Here is a 26,299-nt window from a genome sequence, read left to right on the forward strand (position 1 = left end):
CCCTGCTCGAGAGCAGGGTTTTTTTATGTCCGAATTTAATCAGAATCTAAAACAGGTTTTTAAAGAAGTTCATGATCTTGGTGAAGAAGCCGACTTCCGATTGTGGTTGCTCCACAGAGCTTGGAGTTCGGTTTGCATCACATTGGTACTTAATTTCGATTTTGCTGCCAGCAGGTACCGGAGTGTCGAAAACTATGCTCATACCCTGAACGCGGTAGCTGAGGGACGCCAACGTCGGAGTGATTGTCACGACAGGTGTTCCAACTGGAGTACATTCCAGATTTACGCTGCCCAATGAATCAACGATCTTATCCACAAACAAATTCAAGTTCGTCCCGAAATCCGCTTCGCAGATGCTGCCGATACCGCCGCCCGTAAGGTTGGACAGGGCCGCGTATTGAACACCATAGTGACTTTTTGCTCCGCCAGCATCCTGGGTTTTCATACAAGCTGCATCGCCTGGTTTTACGATGATTGAGTTTACAGTAAAGCGTTTGTTCGCACCGAAAGTGGACTTAACATAGTCAACAAAGACCTGAGGCTGGTCTTCATTTTCAAGAGCATAGTATTCGTCTTTATAATATTGCTGTGTTTTATCTCCACCAATACTGCGCTCATCTTCGTCAGAGATGATCACATAGGCAATAGCTGCATCTGCACGGTAGCAGCCGCTCGCGCCGGAGTAACGATAGTCGCCATTGTAAACGTGGCGATAGGCCGCCTTGATCGCGCGCTCGTCATTGGATCCAGCCCAGCCAGCGCCAACGTAGTTGATTGTTTGCGCAAAGATCGTTGAAAGATTCGCAGTGCCTTTTTTAAGTACCAAACCCAAGGTGGTGTTTGGAGAAGCCGAGTTGGTTTGCCAGTAGATGGAAGCACCCCACGCCACTGAATTTGCACCACTTGAAAGACCCCGAGTCACCGTCAAACACATTTGCCAATCCAGATTCTTATTTGACTGAAGTGTCGTGACAAAACTTGAAAGTTTGGCAGCAAGCTTTTGGTTGTCTGCCAGCATCGAGTTGGAATCATCGACCACAAGAACGATATCAATCTTATTGTTTGAGGCTTCAACGGTGTTGCTGTAAGTGACATCACGAAGATTTGGAGTGGGTGATGGCGAAACCGTTGGAGTTGTCGTCGGAGTTTCAGTTGGTGTCGGAGTCGGTGACTCTGAAGTTTTAACTGATGGCGCGCTGAACTGTACCGGATTACAGGCAGTAAGACCGATTAGTAAAACTGGCACCACGGCAGCAGCCTTTTTATACAAAGACAAAAACATACTTCCTTTTCCCCTTTGGTGCAGAATAGCACAGGAAGCGACTTCGTCTCAAAATTTACCAAGTCCAGTCTGGGTTTGAGACAATCCAGACCTTCGTCTCATTGTGGGAATAGAGCTTAAAATACTAGAATTAAATCCATGTTCTTGTAGGAGGCTGGGTGAGCTTTTGGTTTTTAACTCAATTGTTGGTGAATGTGATTCTTTTGGCTGGCGTTATTGGCGTTTGGGTACGAATGAATCGCCCGGCTAAGGATGATCCTCGTTTGAGTAAGGGCTTGCAGCTTCTGCAAAGCAAAATTGCCGTTCTGGAGGATCTGTCCGATCGTACCGAGACCCAGGTGAATCAGCTGACGGCACTGTTGGAGCAAAAAGTAAAAGATATCCAATCCAAAATTCAGGCGTCAGAAAAGCAAATCGCCAAAATTGATCAAAGCATGCAAAAGAGTATGGAAGTTGCAAAAATCTTCCAGGATCGTATCCCGCATACTGAGATTGTGGAACGCCAGAATACCATTAAGTATGTCAAAGCAGCTCGTTTGGCCCATCAGGGTTTAAGCGTTGATGAAATTGCCGGCCAAGTGGATCTTTCAATTGGTGAGATCGAGTTTATTGCCAAAGTGAACAAAGACCAACTTATGTTCTGCGAAGACAGCCTGCCTGAATGGGCCAATGAAGAGACGGATTCGGCGGATGCAGCAATGGCCTCTGACTTCAGCGATGTCGACAACATCTCGTTCATGCAACCGTTGCAAAGAGCGGGTTCTGACATCAGTAACGTATTTGCACTTCCGCAGAACGAAAGCGATTCGATGAAGAAACTGGGGGATGCATTCAAAGCAGCCTGCCAGGAAGTGGAAGAAGAACAGGCTGAAGCTGAAAAAGCGCCAAGTATTTTCGATGTTACTCATAATATTGCGCAGAACTTTCTGGGCGAGAAACCGGCACCGGCCACTCCGACAGCTGTGACTTCAAAGCCAGCTCCGGCAAAAAATAATTCTGCAACAGGTCCGAATGTGCGCCCTGTGGAATTTCGCCGCATCGATCTTGTGAATGATCTGGAGTAAGTGGTGGCAAGTTCGGCGTTCCTGAAATCACTGACCAAAGGGCAGATCCTGCATTCTGTTGTTGAAGAAAAACAATCGGGCCGGGATGTCCTGTGCAGTTTTAACGGGAACCTACTAAGAATTGCCAATCATAGCGGACAGCCCATGGACAAGGGGCAGATCGTCCGGGTGCAGGTAAAATGCACCGATCCACTTGAGTTTCAAATTTTTGATCCCAACACAATTAAGTTCGAACGTGTAATTTGAAAGCCAAGACCCTGACTTGTTTGCGAGTTCAGGGTTCCGGTTGAAAACTGTAATTACCGTTCAGTATCACCATGCAAGGGGAAAGATATGCGAGCGTTTCGAGGCCTGCTGTTGTCAGTGGTATTCGTGTTCAGTCAGTCAGCTTTTTCACACGACATCGTTGGTGGGGTGGAAGCAGCACCCGGTGAATTCCCTTGGATCGTTTCACTCCTGGATAAAGACGGCAAAGCTTATTGTGGTGGCAGCTTGATCGCAAAAAAATGGGTTTTAACCGCCGCCCATTGTATGAAGTATGCTCCCGCGAAAATTTTGGTGGGACTGTATCAGATGTCACAAATGGAGGGGGCTGAAATTCATACGGCTGCCCGGATTATCAATCATCCTAAAAAAGGCTACTTTTCCAATGATTATGATTTCTCACTGATTGAGCTTGCTGCGGAATCGGCGATCGCGCCGGTAGAGCTGAACACTCAGGAAATTCAAATCCCCACTGAGCCCACAGCGCCAGCAGTGATGACAACAGTGGCGGGCTGGGGAACGCTGACCTCGAATGGGGCTGTTCCGGATATTTTAAATAAAGTCGATGTGCCTTTGGTTCCTCAGGAGAGTTGCAACAAGGTGTATTCCCCGTTTGGATTTGAAGTTACCGACCGGATGCTTTGTGCAGGTTTGGAAGCCGGTGGCAAAGATTCGTGTCAGGGTGACAGCGGTGGTCCGATGATTTTAAAAACGACTGAAAAAACATTATTGGCAGGAATCGTAAGTTGGGGAATGGGATGTGCTGAGCCCAATTACCCAGGTGTTTATGCCAAAGTGAACGCGGTGACTGATTGGATTAATCAAACAATGGCCGGGGAGGTGCCTGCTCCTATACCTTAGTCCAGAAAGCTGGACCAAGACACAGATTATACCCAAATTGGAACTAGCCTTTGGCACGACTTGAAAAACAAATAACAATGTCTAAGCACATTCATTTTTGAAGGATTCAAAAAGAGAGGGACACGGACATGAAAGTTTTAAACTACCTATTAATCACAGGTCTAGTATTTACAGGTGCAGTTTCCACAGCAGCGCAAAAAGTTGGCGCTAAAATCGTGGGTGGCGTTGAGGCGTCTGTTGGTGAGTTTCCATATATGGTATCTCTACAAGGTAACTACGGCGGTCACTTTTGCGGTGGTTCATTGATTAAGCCAAACTGGGTTTTGACAGCAGCTCACTGTGTAAAAGGTGGTACTGTTAAAGCTGTTAAAATCGGTCTTCACAGTCAAAAAGACACTGCAGGTGTTGAGTCTTTCGCTCCAGTTAAAATCGTGGCTAACGCTGGCTACCCAGGTGGCGGCACAGACTACGACTACGCGTTGATCCAACTTGATGGCAACTCCACATTCACTCCAATCGAATTGAACACGACTGAAATCGTTATTCCTGAAGACGGTACTGAAATCATGTCCACAACTGCTGGTTGGGGCGCGACTAAAGAAGGTGCTTACGGTCTTCCAGACAAATTGCAAAAAGTTGACGTTCCATTGGTTTCTCAAGCAGCTTGCTCTAAGTCCTATTCTGGTAAAATCACAGATCGTATGATCTGCGCTGGTTACACTCAAGGCGGCAAAGACTCTTGCCAAGGCGATTCTGGCGGTCCATTGGTGGCTAAAGCGGACGACGGCCAAACTTACCTGATCGGTGTAGTGAGCTGGGGTAAAGGCTGTGCACGTGCCGGTTACCCAGGCGTTTATGCCAAAGTCAATGCAGCAATTGACTGGATTAACCAGACTATCGCTGAATAAAACCGAGCTTTTAGCTTAAAACTTAGATCCCGTGGCTTAAAAACCACGGGATTTTTTATTGCCAAATCGTGCCATCGAGCGGGACTTGCTTTTCCATTAAAAAAGAGTAAATCCATTAACAGTATGCAAAATAAAGAATTTGATATCTTAGTAGTTGGTGCCGGCATCATCGGAACTTCCGTAGGTGCAGAGCTTGCTCGTCGTGGCGCAAAAGTTTGTGTAATCGATAAAGGTTCAGTGGGCCGTGGTTGCTCGTATGGGAATGCAGGTTGGATGACTCCTTGCTTTTCTATGCCGCTTCCAATGCCAGGTATGTTCCTGAAATCCATGAAGTGGTTGGCGAATCCGAACAGCCCCCTTCATATCAAACCGTCCTTGTCGTTGGATCTGGCTGCATGGCTGTTCCACTTCATGAAGGCGATGAATGAAAAGCAAGCGCGTCGCGCAGTCGAAGGCTTGGTTGTTCTTTCCCAAAAATCTTTGGAAGAGTACGCAAAACTTGGTCAGAAGTACCCAAAAACCCGCTTTGAACAAAAAGGCCTTTTGATGGTTTCCCGCACTAAAGAGGGTGTGGCGGCAGCTGTTGAGGAACTTGAATACGTTCGTGGCGTTGGTGTGACTGGCAAACAAATGACTGGCGAAGAAATTATGAATTTCGAACCAGCGTTCCGTCCGCCAATGTTGGGTGGTGTGTACTTTGATCAGGAAGCTATGGCTGAGCCATTCCAAGTGGTTCAGGCAATGGCCGAAGAAATTCGCGCTAACGGCGGCGAGATCATTGAAAACTGTGAGTTGATGGATCTTGAAATCCAAGGTGGTAAAGTCACCAAGGCCCTTACTTCCAAAGGTGAATTCAAATTCAAGGAAATCGTTGTGGCGACAGGCAGCTGGTCTAAGGATCTTGCGAAGTTGTTGCAGCTTAGAATTCCGATTTTGGGTGGTAAAGGTTATGCCTTGATCGTTCCAAAACTTGAAAAACAACCAAAGTATCCAATCATGTTCGTCGAGAAAAAAATCGCGATCACTCCGCGCGAAAACACTTTGCGTATCGCGGGAACTTTGGAGCTTGTGGATCAAGATTTCTCCATTACAGAACGTCGTGTGAACAATATCAAAAAAGGTGCATCTGAGTTGTTGTATCTTCCAGAGCAACTGGAAGTTCAGGAGCTGTGGGCGGGACTTCGTCCTTGTACACCGGATGGCGTGCCTTTGATCGGTTACCACAATAAGATCTCCAACTTGATGTTGGCAGTGGGTCACCAGATGCTGGGTCTTCAATCCGGCGCTGGTACAGGCTTGATGGTGGCGGACCTTATCGATAAGAAGAAAACTTTCGTCGATGTGGAAACCTTCGCACCGAACAGATTCTAAAATAAAAAAAGCCCGGGAGACCGGGCTTTTTTTTATTCATAATTCGTTTCAGAATTATTTCTTTTTACCTTTTGCTTCCACTTTTTTAGCAGCAGCTTTTTCTTCTTTGGCAGCAGCAGCAGCTTCTTTTTTAGCCCCAGCCTTTTTAGCCTTACGTTGTTGAATGATACGATCCAAAATGTCGTAGGATTCTTTTTGCAGGTCATTTTCGAAAACGAAGCGGTAGAAACCTTCGATTTCAGGGCTTTGGCGGAACTTTTTTAGCGATGTAGGCAAGCTTTCAGACTGAACGAAATCAATGGAGCTACCGTCTTTTGAGAGCTTTACTTTTTCTGCCATCTTTAAATCCCCTAGTGTTTTTAAGAACTTGTACATTAAATCGAACGATTGAAGCAAGTAGAAAATGCCCGCCGGGACCGCGGTTTATTTTAAATTGGATTAACTAAACCATTGAATTTCTTTGGAAAATACTGGAAATTGGGGCTTCCAAACAGGGGAGGTGTTACCGTGCTCATTTTAGATGGCAAAGAAGTATCAAAGCAAATTCGCGCCTCCCTGGTTCCTCGCATTGAATCATTTAAAGCAAAAAACGGCCGCGCCCCACATCTGGCGGTTGTTATCGTGGGCGAGGATCCTGCCAGTCTGATTTACGTTCGCAATAAAAAGAAATCCTGCGAACTTGTTGGAATGACGTCCACCATTCATGCCTTGCCGTCAGATATCACGCAAAATGAACTGATCGAAATGATTGAGACTCTGAACAACGATGAAGGTGTTGATGGAATTCTTGTACAGTTCCCATTGCCCAAACATCTAAGCGCCCATGAAGTGTTGCAAACGGTGTCGCCGTTGAAGGATGCGGATGGTTTGACGTACAAGTCTCTTGGTTATTTCTTTGCGGGCCGACCGTTGGTCAGTCCTTGCACACCAAAAGGTGTGATGTCCATTCTGGCGTATTATAAAATCAACGTTGAAGGCATGAATGCCGTCGTCGTCGGGCGCAGCAATATCGTGGGTAAACCGATGGCGACTCTTTTGACAGAAGCCAATGCCACAGTGACTTTATGTCATTCAAAAACCAAAAACCTGTCGGAGTTCACACAGCGTGCGGACCTGGTCGTGGTTGCCGCGGGTAAGGCCCATTTGCTGGGTAAAGAAGATTTTAAAAAAGATGCGATTGTCATTGATGTGGGAATGCATGGTTCCGGTCAGGGACAAAAGCTTCGTGGTGACGTAAGATTTGCTGAGCTCCAAGGTTGGGCAAAAGCTGCGAGTCCGGTTCCAGGCGGAGTTGGTCCAATGACAATTACGACGCTTTTGGAAAACACTTGTCTGTTGGCTGAAAACAGAGCAGGTCAATAGAGTTCAATTTCTCGAGGTTCATATGTTCACAGGATTTTTAAAAAACGTATGGTACGTGGCTTTGCCAAGTGCCGAACTTGCCATCAATAAAGCTCAAGCCAGAAAAATCCTGAATGAGCCTGTGGTGTTCTTCCGTAATTCCCAGGGGAAAGTTTCAGCAATGCGTGACATCTGTCCTCATCGCGGAATTCCGTTAAGCTACGGACGTGTTGTGAATGACACTCTTGAGTGTCCATATCATGGCTGGAAATTCAATGGATCTGGAGTTTGTACAGAGATCCCGTCGTTGTGTGAAGGTCAGGATTTGAATCCTGGTAAAATCAAAGTTCGCAGTTATCCGGTTCACGAAGCTCAGGGGTTGATCTGGGTCTTTATGGGCGACAAGGATTTTGATTTAAGCAAGGTTCCCACTCCACCAGTGATGAAGGGTTTCCCAGAGGATAAAAAACCGAATCTGACTTATGTGGTGAACTTCCCATGTCACGTGGATCATGCGGTCATTGGTCTTATGGACCCGGCACATGGTCCTTATGTGCATAAAAGCTGGTTCTGGCGTTCTGAAAAAACCATGCTTGAAAAAAGAAAGCTGTTTGGACCCGTGGATTTTGGTTTTCAGATGATTCGTCATCAACCGTCCTCCAACTCCAAGGCTTATAAATTGTTGGGCGGAGTGCCCACGACCGAAATCACATTCACGCTGCCATGTGTGCGTGTGGAGCATATTCAGGTCGGGGAGCGTAAATTCTATTCTTATACAGCACTGACTCCGGTCGACGAGAAAAACACGCGGGTCACTCAGCTTGCAGTTTGGGATATTCCTTGGCTGACACTATTTAAACCGGCTGTGAATCAGTTCGGAAAAGTGTTCCTGGGCCAGGATATGGAAGCCGTTACCAAGCAGCAGGATGGTCTGAAATACGACCCAAGTCTGATGTTGATCAAGGACGCTGACACTCAGGCCAAGTGGTATTATTCTTTAAAGACCGAATATCACAATGCCCTGGAAGAAAAACGCGACTTTGTAAATCCGGTTAAACAGACAGAACTTCGCTGGAGAAGTTAATGCAGATATTTCTGATGGTTCTTGTTTCGGTTCTGATGTTGTCAGGACCCGCGCAGGCTTTAAGTTTAAAATATGTAGGCGAGACATCGATTGTCACTGGCGCCAAGTTTGAAAACACCACCATTGGTGGATTGTCCGGTATCACATACAAAGACGGCATTCTGAATGCCATCAGTGATGATAAAGGCCGTTGGGGCGAGCCCCGTATTTATCAATTCGAATTTAAAGTTAATAATAAATCAATGACCTTGATTCCTAAGTCAGTGAAAGAAGTGAAAGGGCTTCCCAAAGAAGGCCGTCGTAAAGCTTTCGTGGATTTGGAAGGCCTGGTGCAATTGCCTGATGGTGATTTTTTAATTTCCTCGGAAGGTAACGGAGATCTTAAGCCGCGATCCTTACCACGAATTTTCCGGGCAGGAGCGGAAGGCAAATGGAAATCAGATATTTCAATTCCGGAAAAGTACCTGCCAGAGAGCACCGGTATGCAAAGCAAAGGTGTTCAGAACAATGGTGCCTTTGAAGGGTTGACTGCGACTGCTGATGGCAAGTTTGTTTTTTCCTGCCTTGAAGCGCCTTTAACTCAGGACATCGACATGGAGACCGAAGCCTCCGGCGTTGTCGTACGAATGTTGAAATTTGAGGACCGTGGTGCCCAACGTGGATATTATTCCCCGGTTTCAGAGTTTGCTTATAAAGTCGATGCCTATCGTGACAATCAGATCGGTCGTGAGATTTTCAGAGGTGTTTCTGAGGTTCTGGCCCTGTCTGAGTCCAAGGTGATTGTGCTTGAACGTGGCGCACGTCTTTATGGCAAAGGCTGGAAATCAACGGTTTCTTTGTATTTGGCGGATTTGTCAAAGGCGACCAATACTTTGCCGATGGTGAAACTTTCTGATCATAAGTACACACCCGTTGAAAAAGTGAAGCTGCTTGATCTTGAAACAGACTTGATAAAAGAGCGCGGAAAGAAAGACGTTCAAAACTTTGAAGGTTTGGCCATCGGGCCCAAATTGCCGGATGGTCGTCGTACGCTTCTGGTTATGTCAGATAATAATTTTTCCAAGAACGAAGTTACTGAACTTCTGGTCTTTGCAATTGAAGGTGAATAACAATGGTTACGGTTTGGAGACTCCGCACTGGAGCTGATAAACGCATTCGCAGTGGGCATCCCTGGGTTTTTTCCAATGAGCTGTCAGTCAGTCCGAAAGGTTTGCCGCCGGGTTCACCCGTGGAGCTTCAGGACGCCAAGGGGCAGTTCCTGGCAAGGGGTTACGGCAATCCGCATTCTTTAATCGCTTTCCGTGCGTTGACTTTCAATAGTCAGGACAAGGAACCAACGGGATTTGATTTTCTTCACAGCAAAATTCTAAATTCGTGGAGAGTGCGCAAGGCTGCGGGTTTTCGAGGAAGTTTCCGTCTGGCGTTCGGTGAATCTGACTACATTCCGGGGATCGTGCTGGATTACTATGTGATCGACCAGGGGGGGAAGCAGGCTCAGGTGTTTGTGGCCCAACTTGTGACAGCAGGAATGGATCTGGCATTGCAGAATACTGAAGCCTTCTTTAAAGGTTTGGCAGAGAAAGCCAAAGAACAGGGTTTGTCCTCGTTTGACTGGAATCAAACAGCTGTGATCATTCGCAATGATGTCAGTGTTCGCAAACTGGAAGGTCTGACCAACAATGAAGCGAAAGTTGTGAAGGATCTGCCTGATTTCAATTTAGATCACGTGGAAATTCTTTTGAATGCCGCGGGAGACGCTGGTGTTATCAAGATGAGTTGTGATCTGCGTGAAGGCCAAAAGACAGGGTTCTTTCTGGATCAGACTCATAACATTTATCTGGCAATCGGTCTTTTTAAAAACTGGGCAAAGCAACAACAGACCAAAACTATTCGTGTGTTGGATTTGTGCTGTTATGTGGGCCATTGGTCGACGCAAATCACCCGCGCTTTGAAGGCGGAGGGTTTTGATGTTGAAGTTTCCCTGGTGGATGTCTCTAAGACGGCTTTGGCTTTCGCCAAAGAGAATGCCGAGCGGGAAGGTGCCAAGGTTACCGTTCACGAAATGGATGTATTGGAAGGTTTGGCAAATTTGCCTACGGGCCAATATGACATTGTGATTTCGGATCCACCGGCGTTCATCAAAGCCAAAAAAGATATTCCAACCGGAAAAGCGGCCTATATTAAAATGAATACTCACGCTTTCCGTTTGGCAAAAAAGAATGGATTTGTGGCTTCATGCTCCTGTTCTGGTTTACTGGAAGAGGATGAATTCCGTGATGCGATCAGAAAAGCATCACTTAGGAACTACAGCGAAGTTCGCAGCGTTTTGCGCGGCGGGCATGCAGCGGATCATCCTACTTTGATGCAATTCCCAGAGGGTTTTTATCTGAAAATGTACGTGCATTATATCGTCTAAACAAATGAGCTGGACCAAGGGCTAATTGAAGGCCCTTGGTAAGTGTCACGAAGCTCTATTTTGCCCTAATTTTCTAAGGCTTGGCTGGCTTATACCCGATAAATACAGGGATGAAACAGCTGTTCAAAAAAACCAAGATCATCGTAATTTTACTATTCATGTCTCAAATTGCATTGGGACAGGATGTGACGCCTTTGGCGGCGACGACGATCTTGCCAACCACGGCAGCCTCACCAGTCGTGACAGCGCCGGTGACTACGACCACGACAACGACGACCGTTGGTCCGACGATGATGGATCTGTATCTGCAGCAAGTGGCAGCACAGCAAACGGCAGCGGCGGAGCAGGCAACGGCAGAGGCGACAGCGCAAGCACGCTCCCAGCAATTGGCTGCGGGAATTCAACTGGCGATGAAAGCCTGTCCGTTTTTTCAGGCCTCGGAAGCGACAAAGATAAAAGTTGAAGGACAGAAGATTCAAGAGGCGATCGGCCGTGACTCTGACAAGGGTGGGAATCAGGATCCGACAGTGAGTGAACAGGATCAGAAGCAAAACCGCGAAAGCAAAAGTGCCTCTTCAGTTGTTAAATCCTGTGATTCGTTTATCAAAGATGATGGAGAGTACGGTTCATTGGGGAATAAGGTTCTGGCGGGAGTGCGGGAAAATGCGGATGCATTTTCCGAGAAAGTTCCCAAGGATATGAAAAGCCTTTGTCCCAAGTATGCATCCATGGATAACGAACAAAGAAATAAATTCTGGGTGTGGGCGATGATGTCCATGGCCTCCACCGAGTCATCTTGTGATTCCGAACAGGTGAATGAAAATGCCCCGCACGGTGCTGCCGTCGGGTTGTTTCAGTTGTCTGGTGATGTCTGCGGTAAGGAAGTGGATTTAAAAAACGCGATATCCAATGCGGATTGTGCCGTGAAAAGACTGGCTAAGGAGCTAAAATCCCGTCCTAATTTCATTTCAAGTTCAGCAGTCAGTGAAGATGGTACTTATTGGGCCGCAATTTGTGTTCCCAAAAAAGGATCCAAGGATTGCGGCGAGAATGGCAATTCAGGTAAGAAAACCATTTCCATGATTCGTCAGTTTAGCGGCTGTGGATATAAAGCGAAACCCACAGCCAGCAAGACCGCCAAGAAATAACTATTTCAAGGATTGATTGATTGCATCCATCAAAGTCTTTTTACGAATCGGCTTCGTCAGGAAGCTTGTCTTCGGAATCGTCTGCGCCCTTTTCATGGTTTCTTCCAGAGCATCTGCTGTAACCAATAGAATTGGTCGCTGTGGCAATCCCTGTGAAGCTTCGTGGGCGCGCATTCTTTCGGCAGCTTCAAAGCCATCCATCAATGGCATTCTCACATCCAGAACCACGATTTGCGACGGGTTGGCTATATAGGCATCCAAAGCCTCTTTGCCATTTTGGGTGTATTTGATATTCCAGGGCTTGCCGTCAAAGTAGGCCATGTAAAGCTCCTGATTTCCCATGTCGTCATCAGCTACCAGAATGTTCAAAGAGTCAGGTATCGGTTTGACCGCTGGCTCCATCTTCGACTTTTGCAACTCGCGATTCTCGGTGCGCCGTGCGTGTCTGCCGTAAAATCCTGTGATTAACAAAACATCTGTCAGGGCAAGTGGAGACACATCCAAAACAGGGGCCAACAGCCGTGGATTGTTTTGAACTATTTCATCCTTATTGCCCAGCAGAAGCACGTTTCCGATTTTATGAAGTTCGGTGATGTATTCGTCCGTGATCGAAACTGTGGATGTGTCCACCATGATCCAGTTGTTCTGCTGGGAAATTTTTGGATTTTCGTGCGGCTTTTCATCCTTTGAAATTCTGGAGAAGATAATCGCCGGGTGCATTGACAGAGGTTCAGCACTGACCTGCAGATTGTGATCCTCTGTGATCAAAGTGAATTCCTTCATTTGATCATCCGGGGAGTTGAAGCTCTCCAGCCAGTTGCTGCCATCAATAACTTCGACATCGAGATCAACCTGGAACAGGGTTCCTTTTTTATGAGTGGAAGCCACATGCAGGCGTCCATTCAGCTTGTTTACCAGCTCTTTTACAATGGCCAGGCCAAGTCCCACGCCGCCTTCTGCAAAAGCCGTGGAGTTTTCAACTTGAAAGAAGGCGTCGAAGACTTTGTTGATTTTGTCATTCTGAATTCCGACACCGGTATCTTCAACCTCAAAGCGCAGGGTCGCCTTGTTCTCTTGTTGCTGGATTTTGCTGACTCTTAGAGTGACGTGACCCGAGTTCGTGTACTTGCAGGCATTACGCAAAAGATTCAGCAGAATCTGACGCAGACGACTTGGGTCGTAGTGGATGACTGAAGGCAGGTCGAAGGCAAACTGAGAGTAAAAGCGCAGATTTTTCTTTGCGCAGTCTTTCCCGGATATTTTTGAGATATCAGTCAGGAAGTTGATCAGTTGCATTCGTTTCGGCAGAACCTGAAGCTCATTCGTGCTGGATTTTGCCAGATCCAACAGATCCTCAATCATGGAAAGAAGATGATTACCAGAGGAGCGCATGCTACTGAGATAATCATTGATCTTTTTGTCGGTGTCTTTTTCTTCGCACAGATCAATCATTCCCAGAATCAAATTCAACGGTGTGCGAATTTCGTGAGAGATATTTCCCAGGAAGCGATTTTTTGCGACCAAGGCCTCTTGAAGTTCCTGATGGGCTTGTTCCAAGTCATGAGTTTTATCGATGACCATTCTGGAGACGCGGCGGTTTTGTTGCACCAGTACCCAGAAAAGGTAGGAGATAATCAAAGTTATCAGGACGCTCATCAGGCCGGTTATGGTGGAGGCGTTGGGGCCATCCGGCTTTTGAAAATTAAAATGAAAGTGAACCTTCAGGGGGCTTTGCTGAGTTTCCCCGAGGCGAAGCGTTTGCAGAAGGGAGTCACCTTTTTTTGCCTTTGTTTCGCCATCGCCGGTACGGATGGTTTTATTGGTTCCGTCGGATGAAACAATCCAGGATTTCGCGCTGGCGGTGTCCTCGATCTCCAGGGACTCCGTGGGGCGAATGTCAATTTTTTCAAAAAGGGAAACCAGCGGTGTCGAGAAAACAAAGTAAATATTTTCGCGGCTTCGTGATTGCAGAACATATGTCACCAGGGGAACGCCATCCCGGTCATGTAAAATAGCGCGGCTGTATTCCTTGTGCGCGATGATGTCAGCGATTCCCTTAAGGACGGCCTCGGAAGACATGTTTCTTCCTTTGGTCAAAGGTACTTGCGAATTGGGCGTGTTGATCCTTGAAATCAGTCTCAATTTGGGAGGGGTTGCTGTACGTTTTCCGACAAGCTGAAAAATAGAGAAGCGTTGGAAAACGGTGTAGCGCAAAGATTGACCCAAAAAAGCCATATCGCGATAATAGTCCATGGGACGGGTGCCGATGTACTCCTCATAGGACTGAATTCTAAGAACGCTGTTGGAAAGTAATAGATCCAGTGATTGAATCATCTCTCTGGAGCGTCTGATGGAGTCGGCTCTTTGATCCACATATTCACGTTCCGTCATACGTTTGTGAATATAAAATGAAAGAGACAGCCCGCAGACGAGCGTCAGAACAGGTATCCAGAGAAAGAATTTACGGGCTTTTTTCAGAATGATATTAACACGTTTCATCTGTTACACTCTCGCAGATCTGGGTGAGAACGATGTTAATTGAGTTTGAAGGTTTCTTCAAACCAATTTAAATTCAGCGTATAATCGCATTGTTATTGTAATGCTCATGAAGGAGCTAACAGTGGAAACAGATAATGACTTGGTGGGAGTCAGCAGGCAGTTGAAATCGCTGCGAGGGTTTGACTCACACGCATTTAATCATTTATTGGAAGATACGACTCCTAATACCGTTTTGCGGATATTGGCGCGTTTTAGTGTATCGTTGAACGAATGCATTCCGGTTTTGGAGCAGGGAGCTACAACTGGGGACGCCGAGGCAGTGTGGAAGGCGGCTCATAAACTGGCCGGGTCTGCAGAGATGTTGGGGTTTAAGGAGTTTGGCAGAAATTCCAAAGAACTAAGCTGGCAACTGAAGCAATCCGCGCATATCGGCGCAAGTCAGGAAGAGGTGAACTTCTACTTGATGCAAGCCCGTGAGTTGGCAAAACAGCTTACGGATGTCTTTCCTAATCAGAAGCACTATCTCTAACAGCGGCTTTGTATCCTGCGCTCAGCACAGTCTCCACTTTGACGGAGCTGTCGCTGATCTTCTTGCGCAAGTGACTGACGTGGGCGTCAACCGTTCTTTCGGTCACATACTTGCCAACACCCCATACTTGATCGATGAGTTGCTCTCGGCTGTAGACTTGCCCTGGGCGGGCGCAAAGGATTTTCAGAATTTTGAATTCAAAAGGTGTCAGTTCGATTTGAACTGTGCCTGTCTTGGGGTTGCGCAGTTCAACACACATGCGATTTGAGTCGATATATAGATCACCCAATTGCACTTGCTGAGTGTTTTGCTGATAGGATTTAACGGCACGAAGTCTGGCATCAACACGGGCGCGCAATTCACTGGAGTTTGGTGGTTTTGAGATGTAATCATCCGCACCGATACCGAAGGCCGCGACCTTGCTGATGATATCATCGTCCGTGCTCAAAATGATAATTGGAACAGGTTTCGCTTTAAAAGAATCCTTCAGATCCGGAAGGATTTTCATCCCGTTTCCGTCTGGAAGTGAGATATCCAATAATACCAAATCGAAACTATCCCGTCCTGTTTGCACGATATTGAAAGCATCTGCAATAGATTCGGCTTGAGTTAACGTGTGGTCTTTTAAAACCGAACTCAAGTAAATAAAAAACTCAGTACTATCTTCGATGCACAGGATTTTTGCCATACAGGTGGATTTAAGCAGTGTTTTGCGAAATCATCAAATCATTTTAGCACAAAGCCAATCTCCAGGCCCGATCATTAATAAATCAGCGGGAGGTAGCCATGGAAAATTTATTGGCTCATGAGAACGAAAATATAGAGGCGATTCTTTCTAATATGATGTTGGATACGGAACCACGCCGATTCTTGATTGTTGAAGACGACACTGGGCAGTGGCCTTTGTGGGAAAGTATAATTCGATCCGGATTTCCCAACGCTCGAATTGACTGGGAAACTTCGGAAGCCGGAGCAGAAGCGCTTTTGCGGCATTCATTTCACACCGAGAAGCCTTACGATTTGGTTATTTCAGACGTATTTCTTGACGGCGATGACACAGGTATAGATTTGTGGTCCCGATATGGCGAAGCCTCGGATCATTTCGTTTTCGTCAGCAGTATGAGTCTGGGGAATTTTGACTCGCTCTTGCAGTCAGTTAGAAATACGACAGACCAATTGCCGTTTTATCTGCAGAAACCTCTGCAGGTACAAAAATGTAAAGAAATTTTACTGGCACTTTTATAGTTTAATTTTGAACCACAGGAGGATTCAGCATGACGAATGTAGAACTTAAAACAGACAAAATCGCCCTTCCCGAAAAGGATCAATTGCTCATCTCATGTGGTCGCATATTGGAGCGTCTGACTGCGACAGCGCCATCAGACAGCAGTATCAGCATGTCCATCGATTCACGTGGTGCTGACTTTATGGTCGATGTGGGAATTGTTTCCGGAGAACTGCGCTTTTCAATCAGCGCCGATGCAAAAAGTCCGTTCATCGCCTTGGAAAAAGCCAGTAAGGAAGCCTCAGAGCGCATCAAGAAGTGGTCGGCCACCAAGCAAGTGGACACGATGCCCGCAATAGTGGAATAGGGGCATCGATCACAGTAATTCAAATCATGGACAGGGAAGCGTCATGAAAACAAGAATTCTGATTGTCGAAGATGATTTATCATTGAAACCCATCTGGGAGCACATTCTGCGCCGGCAGTTTAATGACTTCCATTTGGATTGGTCCGTGAGCTGCGAGGAAGCGCAGAAACTTGTCAGCTCATCCATTGTGCGTGACGCACCTTACGCTTTAATTGTGACAGATTTATTCCTGTCGGGTGCGGGCACGGGCCTGGATCTGGTTCGATATTTGGCGCGCGCCGTGAAATCAAGCCCCATAATTCTTGTATCGGTTGTTGAAGAGACAGCACTCCGTGAAAAATACGGAGACTTGCTGTGCCGAATGCAGGTGCTGACAAAGCCTATCAGCGTTCCTTTGTGCGATCGCGCACTCGATAAACTATTCGGAGTGGACATCGCGTCCTCCAGCTAGGTTTAAATATGCAAAAGCATGCGACCATTTTCAAGAAAGTGGTTTTGGTGACCGGATGCACTTCCGGTCTGGGCAAAGCCATATGCGAAAGTCTGATTCGTTCCAGTCGATATCGGGTGGTGGTAACCGCACGGGGTCGCTCGTTCATGCGGCTGGCGGAAATTTTCCCTGAAAATGATGATACTTTGCACCTGCCTTTGGATGTCACAAGTGAAAGTGAGATTTCCAATGCAGTGAATGAGATCTGCCGGCGTTGGGGGAGGATTGATATACTTATTAATAATGCCGGTGTTTGTTTTCGGTCTGTCGTTGAACACATGGATGCCAATGCCGAAGACCTGCAAATGCGTACCAATTTTTTTGGGCCAGTTAACCTGATGAAATCTGTTTTGCCAATAATGCGTGAGCAGCGCTCGGGTCATATCATAAATATCTCGTCAGTGAGTGGCATGGTTTCAATGCCTACGATGGCTTCCTACAGTGCCTCCAAACATGCTCTGGAGGGTGTCAGTGAGGCCTTATGGTATGAATGTCGGCCCTACGGAATTCAAGTCAGCATTGTTCAGCCGGGATTTATCAATTCACCATCATTTCGCAATGTCATTTTGTCACGTAAAGCCCGACTCAGTTACGAGCTGCGCGGCCCGCATTCGGAATACTATGACTCGATGACTCCATTCATTGAAAACTTAATGGGTTATTCCATGAGTCGGCCTGAAGTCGTAGCCGCAAAAATTTTAAAACTGCTTGAGATGAAGAATCCACCGTTAAGAATCAAAGTGACCTTGGATGCGATTTTGTTTGGATTGTTGCGCAGATTGATTCCGGGATTCTGGTTTCACAAACTGATGTTCTATTTTTTACCAAGATCCGGACAGTGGGGAAATAAAAAATGGGCTCAGGAGGAGGGACCCCTGAGCCCACGGAGGAAAATATAATCTGCGCTTAAGCTTGAGTCGGCGCTGTAGTTACTGTTGCAGTTGCAGTTGCAGGAGCAGCCTGTTTTTGGGCTGCGTGCATTTGCTGGATCTGATGAGCTTGCTGCTGAGCCTGTTGTTGCGCTTGAGCCGCTGACACCTGAGCGATCTGAGTTACCACATTCTGAGCATGTTGTGCTTGTTGGTGGTAGTAATTCAGTTTCGCAACGTATTCTTTCAATGAGATGTTCTCTTGTTTCAGAACCACGGATTGGCTCAGTGTCTGTTGCAGGTGACTGAAGTAGTCCTGTGCTTCCAGGGATTTCTTATCCAAAGCCACTTTCATCTCGACGATCTTGGTTTCAGCCACAGAAGTCAGATTCTGCAAAACTTCATTCTGCTGTTGCGCGGATGCCTCGACTTCGCTGAAGGCCGTGGAGATCTTTTCGATTTCCTCGTTCAGGGAAGTGACCGTGGTATCGCGCTCTTCAATTGTTGCCATCAATTCCGAGTTGGCTTGCTCAAGATCTGATTTGTCCTGCTTCAGCTTTTGAATCTCAGCCTGAAGTTTTTCGTATTGTTGTTCCCACAAATCCTGCTCACGCGCCCAGGCACTTTTTGCTTTGGCAAACTCCATGGCAGTTTCGTCTTTCAATGCACGAGTCAGATCCAAATCTCTTTGCAGAATTTTGCTTCTTTCAAACATGGATTGAGAATATTTTTTTTCTTCGCCTTGAATTTGCAAAGCACGCGCTTTCAAACCTTGAATTTCAAGTTGCAGCTGCAAACTCAATTCTAACGATTTTGCAAGGTCCGAAGACATCTTGGCATTCGTTGCGCGTTCTGCGCTGAGTTGATCCGCCAACAGTTTCATCTGCGTATCCAACGTTTCAGATCCGTAAGAAAAGCTCTCTAGCGATTTGATTTTCTCGCGAAGATCTTCTTGTGAACCTTTCAAGTCAGAATTGAATTTCTTCATCTGCTCTTGCATTTGCTCGTACTTTGGCTGAGTTGGATGATTTTCATCCGCGTCACCATTGGTGCTGAGCTCGTTCAGTTTATTACAAATTTCATCAAATAATTTTTCGTGCTCTGGTACGGATGGATTTGTCATAGACTTTATTCTGGTCTATGGACTGAAGTCCGTCATTGAAAAATATTGACAAGACTTATGGCTCTCGATTTAGGTCCAGTGTGTGGAGGTACTAATGATCGTTGCGAAGTTGTTCCGATATGTCACAGCTCTGATTTTCGCTTTCAATTCCATTGCATTTGCGCAATCACATGATTCGCTTGGAATGAGTGATATCAAACCACCAGCCCAGGCATCGGAATACATTTTCCGTTCATCGCCTAAAGAATCTCTTATCAGTGTACAGCTCTTGGGTGCGGTTAATCGCCCTGGTATCTACTATGTGCCACCATCAACGGATTTGTTAAAGCTGATCACTTTGGCTGGAGGGTCCAGTTCATCCGGTGATATGTCAGAAATCCTGGTTAGAAAGTTAGAGCCCAAAACTTGGGCAGAAATCAAATCCAAGGCAGTGGAAGAGTATCAAGGTGCCTACGAAGTTGATGCTGAAAAGGTCATCAAGTATGGGGGAGGCAAACAGTTGAAGCTGGCTCAGGATGATTTCATTTATGTTCCCCAAAAATCCTACATGGTGAGCAGTGACACAGCGAGATCCATCACGATTGTCTCTTTGGTGCTTGGTATTGCGTTGACGGCGATCCTGATTGATAAGAATTCCGGACAAGGGCTTCACAAGTAATGATTCACGCCAAAGACGCCCGTATTTTATTTCTGATAAAATCTTTGGTGGCGTTAACTTTCCTGTGCAAAGTTTCATTGGGTGGGCTTTTGCCCATCCCGCGGGAGATTCCTTTTTTGATTTTTCAGCAAGGCATGCATCCTTATGTAAATGTTTTGCTGACACTGCTTTTGGGAATTCCACTGCTGTTGTTGTGGTTAAGAGTTCCTGTCAGACAACATCTTAGTGGTTTCTATAAGCTATTCGTCTTTTTCTTAATGATTATTCTGGCAGTACAAACTCTGCTGCAGATTCACTATGTGAATCCTGATGAGTCCGTGCTTTTTCAATTGGGAGCAATGTTGCTGTCCCTGTTTATGGTCGGAATATATGGGTTGATTATTCCCAGTTTGTGGAATGTTCAGGATTTTCTTAGGTTTGTGCAAAGGTGGGCGGGTGCACTAGTTCTACTTTCGTTGATTGTTTTGATCTTGTCTCCAGGATCAGCATTCAAGGGCGGCCGCTTTATTGGCGTCTTTAAGCATATTCCTCATATGGTTACCTGTGCGACGACGGCGTTCATTTTTTCTATGGGCACATTTCTTTTGGATCGAAAATTGAAACATAAGATTTGGGATGTGTTGATTTTGATCGCGAGTTTTACCGCCATTGTTCTGACGGGGACCAGGTCGTCAGCGGCAGCCGCAATGTTCGCTTTTCTGTTGACGATGATTCTGCATGAAACCAGAACCTCGCAAGGGCGCATGTTTAAGGTTATTGTCGTTTCACTGCTGACCACATTCACCTTGTTTTTCGGAATGCAAACCTACCAATTGGCTCACGAAATTGCCACCGGACATGCTTCTCTGGGGGGGCGTCAGGCTCAGGATGGAGTGGCCTCGCGATGGGAAGAGGTGGAGCGTGGATCAGAAATCTTTCAGCGTGAACCTTGGTTGGGGCAAGGCTTGGTATCAAAGTTTGCGTCGGGCAATGAAGTTGATGTCGGTAACTATAACTCCTTTAAGGATCCCCATAATATTTTTGTCTCTGCCGGAGTGGTCGGAGGTTGGCCACTTTTGGTTTTGGCGGCAATTGCATTGGGATTAATGACCATCGGTGCACTGAAGGCAATTAGATCCTTCAGCATAGCAAAACGACAGATTTCAATTTACCTCCTGGCACATGTACCTATTCTGGTTATTTATCACGTCCATCTGTCGATTGGTGGTATGGCGGATAGATTGTATTGGATGATCTTTGGCTTCGTCGCGGCTGCGGTCTTTGAGGAAGTTCGCTACAAGTCACTTTTAGGCCGCCCTTTTAAGTCTCTTGAACAACCTTTAGACAGTCAAAACGCATAAAAAGGGTTTCTACCGGATTCTGACGGGGCATGGATTCTGCTTAAGTGGAAGCGTTGTTAATTATTTCGCTAAAGGATGCAAACAATGAAAAAGCCAATTGCTATGCTATTTGGGTTCGGAATGTTGTCACTTACTGCATGCAGTAATGGATTTGAAGCTGCTCAACTGGATGTTTCAAACGCAATTAAAGCCAACCAAGCGGCGGCAACGTACGATGCATGGCACGCTTCCGAAGACAGCCCGGAACATGTATTTGAAAAATGGCGCGAAGAGATCAGCAAAGAAGGCATGACGGCGGCCGATGTCTGTCAGGCGTTGAAAGAGATGGACGTTAAGCATTTGACTTTGTTTGAACAAGAGTTGGATGCGGAAGTGAATCAGGACATCGTCAAGGACTGTGCAAGTGAACTTACTTCCAGATTGAATGACTACTATCGTGATGATCGTGCGACTTTGACGACAAATCTTGGAAACTTTTTTGACGGGGAAACCGTTTTCACAGCCCCAGGAAAACAAACTGTGGTTCTGCCGGGTGCCGGCGTTAATAAAACATCCCAATTCAAGTTCCAAACAATTGAACGTGCGATTGACACCAGAAACGGCTTTGATGGCACAGCAAGAGCCAACGGCAAACGTCTGCATGTGGGTCCAAAAGAAGTTGTATTGACGTTTGATGATGGTCCATCTCCTTATACAAAAACAATCCTGAAAACCCTTGCGGAAGTGGATGCCAAGGTCATGTTCTTTCATGTTGGCAGAAACGTGATTGCCAATAAAGAATACGTGAAAATGGTTGCTAATGACGGCCACGTTGTCGGAGGTCACTCGATGACTCATGCCAACCTGGGTAAGCTGGGTTTGCAAAGCGCGGAAAAGGAAATGTACGGCAGTTTGAACGCCATCCAATCGGTTCTTGGTTGGGCTCACCCGGTATTCAGATTCCCATACGGCAGTTCCAGATCTGATTTGAAAAACTCATTGAAGACACACCATGTGGGTGAGTTTTTCTGGAATGTTGACAGCTTGGATTGGAAGTCAGGTCGTTCAAACTCTGAAATGATTGAATTCACAATGAAACAAGTGCGCGCCAACAACGGTGGAATTGTTTTATTCCACGATATTCAAAAACGTACTATGGAAAGCCTTCCGCAGTTCCTTGCGGTGCTCCATAAAGAGGGCTACAAGATTGCAGTTCTTAGACCTACCAATGTGATGATGAGTCCTATCAAGCTTCCATAAAATGACTTCTGACTGCGCTGCGAGTGCAGTCAGATTAATTTCACCAAATTAATCCTCATTACAGAATAGACACAGGCCATCCTTTTGAAAGGATGGCAAAACTATGTGCTTGGGGGGATGAGTATGCAGGATCCAAACTTGGAGCCAGAGCTTAGTGTTGGTGAAATTCTAAAACTATATTTGTCACACTGGCGGATGTTCGTATTCTTCACAGCGATTCTTTTCGGCCTGAGTGTGCTTGTTTATGCAGTTAAGATCCCCTATATAGCCTCCACGACTGTGATCTTTAACGACTCACAGAACTCTTCAGTACAGGCCTTTACAACGCAGTACTTTGGCTTAAATAAATCCCTGCAGGAATCAAAAAAAGGCAGCAGCCTTTTGTCCAAACACATTGAGTATTTGAAAACCCGTGAGTTCTTTGAGGCGGTGCTAAGCAAGATCCCGGAACGGGGAGAATCCCCTCTTATATCAATGGAAGAGCGCAAAGGTTATGAAACTCTTCGCGACAAGTATTTAAGTAAAATTTCGACGACGCCAGAAAGCAAGATCGCCTTCCTGCAGAAGCTCGATGGCTGGATTCGCGCGCAACTGGATTCCGAGTTCGAAATCAAAATCACGGCGGCCACTCCCGATCGGGCGATGTCTTTGTTTTTGGTGAATACCGTTGTGCAAACCGGCAGCGAGCTTATGAAAAAGCGTGAAGCCCAGGAAATCAATCGCGTTGAGAACTTCATTATCGAACAGAAAAAAGACGCCGATTCAAAAATTGCAAGTCTGGGCATGGAACTGGCTGAAGTTGAAAATCGCGATCACAGCGTTGTGCCCTTGGCATCCAAAGACAAGATCAACGACTATGTCAGTGAACTGCTGGTGCGTGGTAACGAACTGAAACTTAAAATTTCCCAGAATTCCAAAATGATTGCTTACCTTAAAAAAGACCGGACTGATAGTAACGACAAAACCATGTACGGTGTTGGCGGTCAGATCGAGAATCTGAAAAATCAGAATGATATTTTGAAGGATCAACTGGGGCAGGTACAGGCTTCAATCAATAGTTTGAAGTCTGAATCGCGAGAGCTGCCGTACCAGGCGCATATGGCCGATGACTTAAGAAAGAAGTCCGAATTGGAGTTCGCAAGATACAAGGAACTCAGTACAGCTCTTGCAAAGCTAGAGTCCCAAAAGCTTTCGGTTGGAAATCGCTTTGAAGTCCTGGAACCGGCTCGTTGGGAGAACACCTCTCCGCAGATTGGTTTGATGGCCTTGGCACTGCTAAGCATTCTGGTCAGTCAGTTTGTTGGATCGTTGATTATCTATTTCCGTTACTTGTGGAATCCAAATGTTGTGACAGCTGAAGCCACTCGCAATCTTGTGGTGTTTGACAATCACTCCATGGATCCTCGCGTGATTATCGAGAACTCAAAAATCAAATTGAATCTAAAACAACCGGACAAGGATGAAACGGTGGATATCATATGAAGCATGTATGCGTAAGATCTGTGATGGTACTGGGTATGACTGCATTGACCGCCTGTGGCGGCGGAATCAGTGAACAGATTCTAGAAACCATCACTGTGAATAAAAATTCCACCTCATTGGCAGAGTGGGATGCCTCTCCGGCAAATCCGGAGCATCTTTTTAAAAGCTGGCGAAGTGAGAACACGGACATCAAGTCCCAGGAAAAGTTTTCTGCACAGCTGTGCGCAAAGCTAAAGGATCTGGATGGCTTGTCCTTAACAATATTTGAAAATGAAATTCGCGAGGACATCAATCAGGCCCTGGTGAAGTCCTGTCGCAAAGATCTGATGGCACAACTTGAAAGGCATTACACTGCAGAGCGCGCGACTTTGAAGGTTCGAGTGAATGCCCTTACGACAGATCCTTCAGGCAATAGTTTTCAGTTTCCGGTAAATACCCAATATCGGGATGTTTCGAAGGGATACTTTGCCCGCGCCGGAGACGTTGCACCCAAAGAAATCGTCATTACTTTCGATGACGGTCCGAATGATGTTTACACTCGATCAGTGCTTAGAACGTTGAAAGAGGTCAACGCCAAGGCGCACTTTTTCCAGCTGGGAAAAAACGTTCGCCAGAATCCTGAAGTTGTTAAAATAGCGGCAGCAGACGGGCATGCGATGGGCAGCCACTCGGTGACTCACTCCTGTCTGGCGACTACGGCTAATTGTGAGCGCATGATGTATAAAACGCTGTCGTTCACAGAGGCTGTTGCTGAAATCAAGGGCGGGCATCAGGCGGTTTTCGATACCTTGGGTTATGTTGAGCCATTTTTCCGCTTTCCTTATGGGGAGGTCGATCCCGAGCTTCGCAATTATTTGAATGCGAACTCTGTGGCTGAATTTAACTGGAATATCGATAGCGAGGATTGGAAGGCGCAAACCAACGAACAGCTATTGAAATTCACATTGGAAACTATTGAAAAAAAGGGACGGGGTATTTTGCTTATGCACGATATACACCGTCGTACCGCAGAGGTTTTGCCACAGTTACTGGCTGAGCTTTACAACCGTGGGTACAGTATTGTATTACTCCAGCCCACGGACGCGGCCGCAAGATTCAATAGTAAACTGGTGAAAAAGCCCGTCCCATAAGGGACATGAAAACAGATAAAGACCGACCCTCTACCTGGAAATCCTATAAACAAGGAATGTGCAGTGGTTGCCATGGCCACTGCTGTACCATGCCGGTGGAAGTTAAGCTGGCGGATCTGATTCGTCTGGGAGTCACCGACGAGGATGAGGCTGCGAGCGGGGTCAAAAAGCTTTCCAAACGTCTGATCAAAGAAAAGATCGTCATCTCGTATCGAAGCGGTACGGAGTTCTTTATGCTGGCGTCCCGGCCTAATGGGGATTGCCATTTTCTTCATCCTATTACGCGCCTGTGTACCGTCTATGACAAGCGCCCTGATACGTGCCGGGAATTCCCCAGTATTGGCCCTCGCCCCGGGTTTTGTCCGGTCGGCCCCAAGTAGGTTTGTCGATAGTATTGACAGGGTGGTGCGCGGTCACGGCACTGTCTCATATTGAGAGACGCCAGATTCAACCAATTGCAGCTTAGGTGGCATAAGGGATGCTCTTGTAACCAGTAGGAACAGGAGTCTTTTATGAAACTTAAAGACAACAAACTTGAAATTGCAATACTGGTAGTCGCGGCGATCCTTATCGGCGGCGTGGGCAATCTGTTCAAAGCACCTGTTCAAAAAGCACTGCAAAACAGCGACATCAGTTTTGAGATGATTCGTCCTAAATCAGTTTTGGCGGCCCTATTTGATCTTGGTGGTCGTGAAGTTTCCCGTAATTACGTGAATCCATTTGGCAATAAAAAGGCTGAAGATAAAGCTACGACGCCAAATGCAGAAGATAAAACCAAACAGGCAGCAGCGGCAGCTGCAAAAACGGCTGCAAAAAAAGCCGAAGACAAAAAGGCTGATGCTGAGAAGAAATCCGAGACTGAAGTTCGTGTCGTAGACGCGGGTCCTGGCTTCAAAGCGGGTTCCGATGATCTTTCCACAGGTGCCGGTGCTGGTGCTGTGGCTCAAGCGGGCGCAGGTGCAGCTACTGACAAGGCAAATAAAGAAGCTGATAAAAACGCAATGACAGCAAATCAATGGCGCTCTTTGGTTTTGGGTCAACCAACCAAAGAAAACGTTAATAAAATGGTTGTGGCTTTCATGGAGCAGGAACTAACAGACGCTGAATTCTACGGGATTGTGAAAGAGCTTTTGCAAAACAGCAACGCCGAAACACAAGCCTTGGGTTTGTCGGCAGCGAGCACCTTCTACACAGCGACAGCATTTAATACAGTGGCTTCCAGCTACAAGGGCTTCTCAGCTGATATGCAAACCAAAGCAATGGCTTACCTTCTTGGTTACGCAAATGCAGGTCGCTTGAGTGCTTTGGCGTCCTCTTTGAAAAGCAGTGATGTCGAAGTGGTCAACTTGGCAGCTCAAGTTGTTGTTAAAGGCTATAATTCTGCAAAAGAAGGTACCGCAACCAGCCAAGGCAACCGTTTCCGCGGCGATGCCTTCACGAACGCATTGGGCAATTACACTCAGTTTGTAACCCTTTTCACGGAACTTTCTCAAAACAGCCAAAGTTCAGAGATCGCAAGCATCGCGAACTCTGCTTTGAGTCAAATTCAATCGGGCGTTGCATCTCTATAAGAGCTGGACAGCCAAAGGTATTTGCGACGACAATGATT

27 protein-coding genes are annotated in these 26,299 nt (G+C 46.5%); 22 read left to right on the top strand and 5 right to left on the bottom strand.

Features of this window, described 5'->3' with window-relative positions:
• Positions 1 to 46 precede the first annotated feature (46 nt).
• Positions 47 to 1,282, bottom strand: coding sequence for a hypothetical protein (locus AAAA73_RS12640; RefSeq protein WP_340598718.1), 1,236 nt, complete (start codon positions 1,280 to 1,282; stop codon positions 47 to 49).
• Between the two features lie 158 nt (positions 1,283 to 1,440).
• Between AAAA73_RS12640 and AAAA73_RS12645 the strand changes: the two genes are divergently transcribed.
• The 5 genes from AAAA73_RS12645 (at position 1,441) to AAAA73_RS12665 (ending at position 5,750) form a co-directional block, all read left to right on the top strand.
• The gene (locus AAAA73_RS12645) at positions 1,441 to 2,346 is read left to right on the top strand and encodes a DUF2802 domain-containing protein (protein ID WP_340598720.1); all 906 of its coding nucleotides are present in this window, start codon (positions 1,441 to 1,443) and stop codon (positions 2,344 to 2,346) included.
• Between the two features lie 3 nt (positions 2,347 to 2,349).
• Positions 2,350 to 2,592 (top strand): hypothetical protein, encoded by a 243-nt coding sequence (locus AAAA73_RS12650; protein ID WP_340598721.1) that lies wholly within the window; start codon positions 2,350 to 2,352, stop codon positions 2,590 to 2,592.
• Between the two features lie 87 nt (positions 2,593 to 2,679).
• A complete protein-coding gene (locus AAAA73_RS12655; RefSeq protein ID WP_340598723.1) occupies positions 2,680 to 3,471 on the top strand; it encodes a serine protease in 792 nt (263 codons plus the stop codon).
• 128 nt (positions 3,472 to 3,599) lie between these two features.
• On the top strand, positions 3,600 to 4,379 hold the full coding sequence (locus AAAA73_RS12660; RefSeq protein WP_340598725.1) for a serine protease: 780 nt from the start codon (positions 3,600 to 3,602) through the stop codon (positions 4,377 to 4,379).
• Between the two features lie 123 nt (positions 4,380 to 4,502).
• Positions 4,503 to 5,750 carry an NAD(P)/FAD-dependent oxidoreductase gene (locus AAAA73_RS12665; RefSeq protein WP_340598727.1) on the top strand — a complete coding sequence of 416 codons (1,248 nt, stop codon included), beginning with the start codon at positions 4,503 to 4,505 and terminating at the stop codon, positions 5,748 to 5,750.
• Between the two features lie 54 nt (positions 5,751 to 5,804).
• Here AAAA73_RS12665 and AAAA73_RS12670 read toward each other — a convergent pair whose 3' ends face one another.
• Positions 5,805 to 6,089, bottom strand: a complete 285-nt coding sequence (locus tag AAAA73_RS12670) for a hypothetical protein (protein WP_340598729.1) — start codon at positions 6,087 to 6,089, stop codon at positions 5,805 to 5,807.
• Between the two features lie 168 nt (positions 6,090 to 6,257).
• Here AAAA73_RS12670 and AAAA73_RS12675 point away from each other — a divergent pair, with 168 nt between their 5' ends.
• The 5 genes from AAAA73_RS12675 to AAAA73_RS12695 all read left to right on the top strand — a co-directional run bounded on the left by AAAA73_RS12675 (position 6,258) and on the right by AAAA73_RS12695 (position 11,739).
• Positions 6,258 to 7,112, top strand: a complete 855-nt coding sequence (locus AAAA73_RS12675; RefSeq protein ID WP_340598731.1) for a bifunctional 5,10-methylenetetrahydrofolate dehydrogenase/5,10-methenyltetrahydrofolate cyclohydrolase — start codon at positions 6,258 to 6,260, stop codon at positions 7,110 to 7,112.
• Positions 7,113 to 7,134: 22 nt separating this feature from the next.
• Positions 7,135 to 8,175 (top strand): aromatic ring-hydroxylating dioxygenase subunit alpha, encoded by a 1,041-nt coding sequence (locus AAAA73_RS12680; protein WP_340598733.1) that lies wholly within the window; start codon positions 7,135 to 7,137, stop codon positions 8,173 to 8,175.
• Positions 8,175 to 9,284, top strand: a complete 1,110-nt coding sequence (locus tag AAAA73_RS12685) for an esterase-like activity of phytase family protein (RefSeq protein WP_340598735.1) — start codon at positions 8,175 to 8,177, stop codon at positions 9,282 to 9,284. Before AAAA73_RS12680 ends, AAAA73_RS12685 begins: the two co-directional genes overlap by 1 nt.
• Before the next feature lie 2 nt (positions 9,285 to 9,286).
• Positions 9,287 to 10,591: a class I SAM-dependent rRNA methyltransferase gene (locus AAAA73_RS12690; RefSeq protein WP_340598737.1), complete on the top strand. Its 1,305-nt coding sequence runs from the start codon at positions 9,287 to 9,289 to the stop codon at positions 10,589 to 10,591.
• A gap of 110 nt (positions 10,592 to 10,701) precedes the next feature.
• Entirely contained in the window at positions 10,702 to 11,739 is a 1,038-nt protein-coding gene (locus AAAA73_RS12695) for a hypothetical protein (RefSeq protein ID WP_340598739.1), read from the top strand.
• Here the strand turns inward: AAAA73_RS12695 and AAAA73_RS12700 are convergent, their stop codons facing one another.
• Positions 11,740 to 14,238 carry a hybrid sensor histidine kinase/response regulator gene (locus tag AAAA73_RS12700; protein WP_340598741.1) on the bottom strand — a complete coding sequence of 833 codons (2,499 nt, stop codon included), beginning with the start codon at positions 14,236 to 14,238 and terminating at the stop codon, positions 11,740 to 11,742.
• A 121-nt stretch (positions 14,239 to 14,359) separates the two neighbouring features.
• Between AAAA73_RS12700 and AAAA73_RS12705 the strand changes: the two genes are divergently transcribed.
• On the top strand, positions 14,360 to 14,767 hold the full coding sequence (locus AAAA73_RS12705; protein ID WP_340598743.1) for an Hpt domain-containing protein: 408 nt from the start codon (positions 14,360 to 14,362) through the stop codon (positions 14,765 to 14,767).
• Here AAAA73_RS12705 and AAAA73_RS12710 read toward each other — a convergent pair.
• Positions 14,745 to 15,455, bottom strand: coding sequence for a response regulator transcription factor (locus AAAA73_RS12710; protein ID WP_340598745.1), 711 nt, complete (start codon positions 15,453 to 15,455; stop codon positions 14,745 to 14,747). The genes AAAA73_RS12705 and AAAA73_RS12710 overlap by 23 nt on opposite strands.
• Before the next feature lie 98 nt (positions 15,456 to 15,553).
• Between AAAA73_RS12710 and AAAA73_RS12715 the strand changes: the two genes are divergently transcribed.
• The 4 genes from AAAA73_RS12715 to AAAA73_RS12730 are packed head-to-tail and all read left to right on the top strand — an operon-like array spanning position 15,554 to position 17,748.
• Positions 15,554 to 16,012 carry a hypothetical protein gene (locus AAAA73_RS12715; RefSeq protein WP_340598746.1) on the top strand — a complete coding sequence of 153 codons (459 nt, stop codon included), beginning with the start codon at positions 15,554 to 15,556 and terminating at the stop codon, positions 16,010 to 16,012.
• 29 nt (positions 16,013 to 16,041) lie between these two features.
• Positions 16,042 to 16,359, top strand: a complete 318-nt coding sequence (locus AAAA73_RS12720; RefSeq protein ID WP_340598747.1) for a hypothetical protein — start codon at positions 16,042 to 16,044, stop codon at positions 16,357 to 16,359.
• Positions 16,360 to 16,402: 43 nt separating this feature from the next.
• Entirely contained in the window at positions 16,403 to 16,810 is a 408-nt protein-coding gene (locus tag AAAA73_RS12725; RefSeq protein WP_340598749.1) for a hypothetical protein, read from the top strand.
• An 8-nt stretch (positions 16,811 to 16,818) separates the two neighbouring features.
• Positions 16,819 to 17,748, top strand: coding sequence for an SDR family oxidoreductase (locus tag AAAA73_RS12730; protein ID WP_340598750.1), 930 nt, complete (start codon positions 16,819 to 16,821; stop codon positions 17,746 to 17,748).
• A 7-nt stretch (positions 17,749 to 17,755) separates the two neighbouring features.
• Here the strand turns inward: AAAA73_RS12730 and AAAA73_RS12735 are convergent, their stop codons facing one another.
• Positions 17,756 to 18,841 carry a hypothetical protein gene (locus AAAA73_RS12735; protein WP_340598752.1) on the bottom strand — a complete coding sequence of 362 codons (1,086 nt, stop codon included), beginning with the start codon at positions 18,839 to 18,841 and terminating at the stop codon, positions 17,756 to 17,758.
• 94 nt (positions 18,842 to 18,935) lie between these two features.
• Here AAAA73_RS12735 and AAAA73_RS12740 point away from each other — a divergent pair, with 94 nt between their 5' ends.
• From AAAA73_RS12740 to AAAA73_RS12770, 7 genes are all read left to right on the top strand, one after another.
• Entirely contained in the window at positions 18,936 to 19,499 is a 564-nt protein-coding gene (locus AAAA73_RS12740; RefSeq protein WP_340598754.1) for an SLBB domain-containing protein, read from the top strand.
• Positions 19,499 to 20,839, top strand: coding sequence for an O-antigen ligase family protein (locus AAAA73_RS12745; RefSeq protein WP_340598755.1), 1,341 nt, complete (start codon positions 19,499 to 19,501; stop codon positions 20,837 to 20,839). Before AAAA73_RS12740 ends, AAAA73_RS12745 begins: the two co-directional genes overlap by 1 nt.
• A gap of 84 nt (positions 20,840 to 20,923) precedes the next feature.
• The gene (locus AAAA73_RS12750; protein ID WP_340598756.1) at positions 20,924 to 22,078 is read left to right on the top strand and encodes a polysaccharide deacetylase family protein; all 1,155 of its coding nucleotides are present in this window, start codon (positions 20,924 to 20,926) and stop codon (positions 22,076 to 22,078) included.
• Between the two features lie 123 nt (positions 22,079 to 22,201).
• Complete coding sequence (locus AAAA73_RS12755) at positions 22,202 to 23,560, top strand: hypothetical protein (protein WP_340598758.1); 1,359 nt, start codon at positions 22,202 to 22,204, stop codon at positions 23,558 to 23,560.
• Positions 23,557 to 24,690, top strand: a complete 1,134-nt coding sequence (locus AAAA73_RS12760; RefSeq protein WP_340598759.1) for a polysaccharide deacetylase family protein — start codon at positions 23,557 to 23,559, stop codon at positions 24,688 to 24,690. The genes AAAA73_RS12755 and AAAA73_RS12760 overlap by 4 nt, the downstream gene beginning before the upstream one ends.
• 5 nt (positions 24,691 to 24,695) lie before the next feature.
• Positions 24,696 to 25,070, top strand: a complete 375-nt coding sequence (locus AAAA73_RS12765; protein WP_340598760.1) for a YkgJ family cysteine cluster protein — start codon at positions 24,696 to 24,698, stop codon at positions 25,068 to 25,070.
• 132 nt (positions 25,071 to 25,202) lie between these two features.
• Positions 25,203 to 26,261 (top strand): hypothetical protein, encoded by a 1,059-nt coding sequence (locus AAAA73_RS12770; protein WP_340598761.1) that lies wholly within the window; start codon positions 25,203 to 25,205, stop codon positions 26,259 to 26,261.
• The last annotated feature ends 38 nt before the right edge of the window (positions 26,262 to 26,299 follow it).

This window comes from Bdellovibrio sp. GT3, assembly GCF_037996765.1.
Lineage (GTDB): Bacteria > Bdellovibrionota > Bdellovibrionia > Bdellovibrionales > Bdellovibrionaceae > Bdellovibrio.

Excerpts from the sequence above, each read along its gene's own strand:
- AAAA73_RS12640 (WP_340598718.1), bottom strand. The coding sequence starts at position 1,282 with ATGTTTTTGTCTTTGTATAAAAAGGCTGCTGCCGTGGTGCCAGTTTTA.
- AAAA73_RS12655 (WP_340598723.1), top strand. The coding sequence starts at position 2,680 with ATGCGAGCGTTTCGAGGCCTGCTGTTGTCAGTGGTATTCGTGTTCAGT.
- AAAA73_RS12660 (WP_340598725.1), top strand. The coding sequence starts at position 3,600 with ATGAAAGTTTTAAACTACCTATTAATCACAGGTCTAGTATTTACAGGT.
- AAAA73_RS12665 (WP_340598727.1), top strand. The coding sequence starts at position 4,503 with ATGCAAAATAAAGAATTTGATATCTTAGTAGTTGGTGCCGGCATCATC.
- AAAA73_RS12670 (WP_340598729.1), bottom strand. The coding sequence starts at position 6,089 with ATGGCAGAAAAAGTAAAGCTCTCAAAAGACGGTAGCTCCATTGATTTC.
- AAAA73_RS12680 (WP_340598733.1), top strand. The coding sequence starts at position 7,135 with ATGTTCACAGGATTTTTAAAAAACGTATGGTACGTGGCTTTGCCAAGT.
- AAAA73_RS12685 (WP_340598735.1), top strand. The coding sequence starts at position 8,175 with ATGCAGATATTTCTGATGGTTCTTGTTTCGGTTCTGATGTTGTCAGGA.
- AAAA73_RS12690 (WP_340598737.1), top strand. The coding sequence starts at position 9,287 with ATGGTTACGGTTTGGAGACTCCGCACTGGAGCTGATAAACGCATTCGC.
- AAAA73_RS12695 (WP_340598739.1), top strand. The coding sequence starts at position 10,702 with ATGAAACAGCTGTTCAAAAAAACCAAGATCATCGTAATTTTACTATTC.
- AAAA73_RS12700 (WP_340598741.1), bottom strand. The coding sequence starts at position 14,238 with ATGAAACGTGTTAATATCATTCTGAAAAAAGCCCGTAAATTCTTTCTC.
- AAAA73_RS12710 (WP_340598745.1), bottom strand. The coding sequence starts at position 15,455 with ATGGCAAAAATCCTGTGCATCGAAGATAGTACTGAGTTTTTTATTTAC.
- AAAA73_RS12715 (WP_340598746.1), top strand. The coding sequence starts at position 15,554 with ATGGAAAATTTATTGGCTCATGAGAACGAAAATATAGAGGCGATTCTT.
- AAAA73_RS12720 (WP_340598747.1), top strand. The coding sequence starts at position 16,042 with ATGACGAATGTAGAACTTAAAACAGACAAAATCGCCCTTCCCGAAAAG.
- AAAA73_RS12725 (WP_340598749.1), top strand. The coding sequence starts at position 16,403 with ATGAAAACAAGAATTCTGATTGTCGAAGATGATTTATCATTGAAACCC.
- AAAA73_RS12730 (WP_340598750.1), top strand. The coding sequence starts at position 16,819 with ATGCAAAAGCATGCGACCATTTTCAAGAAAGTGGTTTTGGTGACCGGA.
- AAAA73_RS12735 (WP_340598752.1), bottom strand. The coding sequence starts at position 18,841 with ATGACAAATCCATCCGTACCAGAGCACGAAAAATTATTTGATGAAATT.
- AAAA73_RS12740 (WP_340598754.1), top strand. The coding sequence starts at position 18,936 with ATGATCGTTGCGAAGTTGTTCCGATATGTCACAGCTCTGATTTTCGCT.
- AAAA73_RS12745 (WP_340598755.1), top strand. The coding sequence starts at position 19,499 with ATGATTCACGCCAAAGACGCCCGTATTTTATTTCTGATAAAATCTTTG.
- AAAA73_RS12750 (WP_340598756.1), top strand. The coding sequence starts at position 20,924 with ATGAAAAAGCCAATTGCTATGCTATTTGGGTTCGGAATGTTGTCACTT.
- AAAA73_RS12755 (WP_340598758.1), top strand. The coding sequence starts at position 22,202 with ATGCAGGATCCAAACTTGGAGCCAGAGCTTAGTGTTGGTGAAATTCTA.
- AAAA73_RS12760 (WP_340598759.1), top strand. The coding sequence starts at position 23,557 with ATGAAGCATGTATGCGTAAGATCTGTGATGGTACTGGGTATGACTGCA.
- AAAA73_RS12765 (WP_340598760.1), top strand. The coding sequence starts at position 24,696 with ATGAAAACAGATAAAGACCGACCCTCTACCTGGAAATCCTATAAACAA.
- AAAA73_RS12770 (WP_340598761.1), top strand. The coding sequence starts at position 25,203 with ATGAAACTTAAAGACAACAAACTTGAAATTGCAATACTGGTAGTCGCG.